The 3417-nt window shown below is 64.1% G+C and carries 3 protein-coding genes; all 3 read right to left on the reverse strand.

The window, feature by feature from the left end; all coding sequences use genetic code 11:
- Positions 1–8 precede the first annotated feature (8 nt).
- Positions 9–1154: an iron-containing alcohol dehydrogenase gene (locus ACXAHG_RS23365; RefSeq protein WP_475039285.1), complete on the reverse strand. Its 1146-nt coding sequence runs from the start codon at positions 1152–1154 to the stop codon at positions 9–11.
- Positions 1155–1219: 65 nt separating this feature from the next.
- A complete protein-coding gene (locus ACXAHG_RS23370; RefSeq protein WP_475039287.1) occupies positions 1220–2602 on the reverse strand; it encodes an aldehyde dehydrogenase family protein in 1383 nt (460 codons plus the stop codon).
- An 89-nt stretch (positions 2603–2691) separates the two neighbouring features.
- Positions 2692–3417: glutamine synthetase family protein (locus tag ACXAHG_RS23375; RefSeq protein WP_475061201.1), on the reverse strand; the 726-nt coding region annotated here is incomplete at its 5' end.

The following is a 3417-nucleotide window of genomic DNA, read 5'->3' on the forward strand; positions in this document are numbered from 1 at the left end:
TTGCTTCCTCACATTGCAGCTTTGAAAAGCTGGGTGAGGTTCTGTTCGTTGAGTTTGATGGGGTTTCCGCCGCATGAGGGGTCTGTTGCGGCGTCCTTGACCAGTTCGGGGACGGCAGCCTCAGTGACACCCAGCTCCGAGAGACCGCGTGGGATGCCCAAGGAGTCGTTCAGCTCCTGGACGAAGCTGCGGAAGCCGTCAAAGCCGCCCGCAATCCCCAGGTAAGCCGCCGCCATGGTGAAACGGTCCGCAATCGCCGGCGCGTTGAACTCAAGAACGGCGGGCATGCAGACCGCGTTGGTGGTACCGTGGTGGGTGTTGAAATGGGCGCCGATGGGATGGCTCATCGCGTGGATTGCGCCGAGGCCTTTCTGGAAGGCGGTGGCGCCCATTGCCGCCGCCGACATCATCTGGGCGCGGGCCTCGATGTCCGTCCCATCCGCATAGGCGCGCGGCAGGTAGTGTTTGACCAGCCGCATGCCCTCCAGTGCGATGCCCTGGGACATCGGGTGGTAATGGGGTGAGGAAAACGCCTCGACACAATGGGCAAAGGCGTCCAGCCCGGTGCCTGCGGTGATGAACTTGGGCATGCCGACGGTCAGTTCGGGATCGCAGATCACCACGGCGGGCAGCACCTTGGGGTGGAAGATGATCTTCTTCTGGTGGGTGACGCTATCGGTGATCACGCTGGCGCGGCCGACTTCGGAGCCGGTTCCGGCAGTGGTCGGCACCGCGATGATCGGCGCGATGGCATCGGCATCGGCGCGGGTCCACCAGTCGCCGATGTCCTCAAAATCCCACACGGGGCGGGTCTGTCCCGCCATGAAGGCCACCATCTTGCCCAGATCCAGGCCGGAGCCGCCGCCAAAGGCGATCACCCCGTCATGGCCGCCCGCGTTATAGGCGGCAACGCCGGCCTCCAGGTTCTTTTCATTCGGATTGGGGTCGACCTCGGAGAACATCGCCCGGCCCAGGCCCGCGGCCTCCATGATATCCAGGGCCGATTGGGTGACCGGCAGGTCGGCCAGACCCTTGTCGGTGACCAGCAGCGGCTTCTTGATGCCGGCGGAAGCACAGGCGTCCGCCAGTTCCTTGATCCGGCCAGCGCCGAACTTGATTGCGGTCGGGTAGGACCAGTTTCCAACGAGAGACATATCGTGTTCCTTTGATGCTAAGGCCCGCCCCGGGGAGGAGACGCCGGGGCGGGCGAATCCGTCCGTCAGCCGGTGACCTTTTTCAGGTGATAGGACTTCGGACGGGTCAGATTGTGATAGCCGATGACCGAGAGGCCGCCGCCGCGCCCCGTATCCTTGCAGCCGGTCCAGCACAGGCCGGGATCCAGGTAATCGGCGCGGTTCATGAAGACGGTGCCGGTCTCGATCCGGTCCCCCACGGCTTGCGCCCGCTCCACGTCCGCAGTCCAGAGCGAAGCGGTGAGGCCGAAGTCGCTGTCGTTCATCAGCTGGATGGCTTCAGCGTCGGAGGACACCTTCATGATGCCCACCACCGGACCAAAGCTTTCCTCGCGCATCACTCGCATATCGTGGGTCACATTGGTCAGGATCTGCGGCGTCAGGTAAGCGCCGCCGTCATCCTCGGCGAAGGGTTCGATATGGGCCACCGCGCCCGCCTCAACGGCCTCGGCAATCTGGCCGCGTACCTCTTCGGCAAAGCGCACATTGGCCATCGGGCCGATGGTGGTCGCTTCATCCAGCGGGTTGCCCAGCTTGTAGCCCTTCACAATGGCAATGGCCTTCTCCAGGAAGGCATCATAGAGGCTTTCATGCACATAGATCCGCTCGATGCCGCAGCAGCACTGGCCGGAGTTGAACATGGCGCCGTCGATCAGCGTGTCCACCGCCGCATCCAGGTCGGCGTCTTCCATCACATAGCCCGGATCCTTGCCGCCCAGCTCGGTGCCGACGCCGGTGAAAGTGCCCGCCGCGGCGCGTTCCATCGCCTGGCCGCCGCCGACCGAGCCGGTGAAGTTCACGAAGTTGAACGCACGTGCCGCAATCAGCTCCGAGGTGGTGCCATGGTCCAGAAACACATTCTGGAACACATCCTGAGGCACGCCCGCGGAATGGAATGCCTGCGCCATCCGCTCGCCCGCCAAGAGCGTCTGGGTGGCGTGTTTCAGCACCACCGCATTGCCAGCAATCAGCGCAGGCGCCACGGTGTTGACCGCGGTCATATAGGGGTAGTTCCAGGGCGCCACCACAAACACCACCCCATGCGGCAGGCGCTTGATATAGCGTTTAAAGGTCCCGTCCTCGCCCACCTCGATATCCGCCAGCGCCTCTTCGGCGATCTTGGCCATATGGCTGGCACGCTCATTGAAGCCGCCGAACTCGCCGCCATAGCGCACCGGCCGGCCCATCATCCGCGCCAGCTCCGGCACGATCTCATCATTCATCGCGCCAACAGCAGCCACACCCGCCATCACCAGCTCGATGCGCTCCTGCAGCGGCCGCGCCGCCCAAGCCGCTTGCGCCGCCCGCGCCCGCTCCGCTGCCGCAAAGGCGTCCTCGCGCGAGAGCACCTCGCGCTCCGCAAAGACCGATCCGTCAACCGGCGAGATGCATTTCAATACCTGGCCCATTGCCATTCACTCCATTCAGGAAGGGCATCGCCCTCTTCCTCTTGCCAGAAATATCCCGGGGTCCGGGGCAGCGCCCCGGCGTGTCCGGCTCACGCCCGCTCGAACCCGCGCGCAATCTCGTAGTCTGTGACCACCCGGTCGAAATCCTCGATCTCCACTTCCGCCGCGCGGACGTAGTGGTCCACCACCTCATCGCCCATCGCCTTGCGCAGCATGCCCGAGCCCTTCAGCGCCGCCGCCGCATCGCGCAATGTGCCGGGGATCATGCCGCTGTCGCCCTGGTAGACATCGCCCTTGGCGGGGGGCTGCAGCTCCAGCCCTTCCTCGATGCCCGCAATGCCCGCCGCCAGCATGCCCGCCATCGCCAGATAGGGGTTCATGTCAGAGCCCGGGATCCGGCACTCCACCCGGATCGCCTTGGTTCCATCCCCGCACAAGCGGTAGCCCGCAGTGCGGTTGTCCACCGACCAGATGATGCGTGTGGGCGCAAAGGTGCCCTTCATGAAGCGTTTGTAGCTGTTGATATAAGGCGCCATGAAGGCGGTGTAGTCGGGCGCGTATTTCAGCAATCCGGCCATGTAATTCTTCATCAGGGCGGACATGCCCAGCTCGTCCGTTTCGTCAAAGAACGCAGGCTTGCCGTCCTGCCACAGCGACTGGTGCACATGGGAGGAGGAGCCGACCTTTTCGTGGCTCCACTTCGGCAGGAAGGTCACCGCATGGCCCTGTTGCTCCGCAATCTCCTTGACGCCATGTTTGGCAATGGTGTGGTACTCCGCCGTCGCCATCGCCGGGGCGTATTTGATATTGAGCTC

It is taken from the genome of Leisingera sp. ABD4_442, assembly GCF_056160905.1.

Excerpts from the sequence above, each read along its gene's own strand:
- ACXAHG_RS23365 (WP_475039285.1), bottom strand. The coding sequence starts at position 1,154 with ATGTCTCTCGTTGGAAACTGGTCCTACCCGACCGCAATCAAGTTCGGC.
- ACXAHG_RS23370 (WP_475039287.1), bottom strand. The coding sequence starts at position 2,602 with ATGGGCCAGGTATTGAAATGCATCTCGCCGGTTGACGGATCGGTCTTT.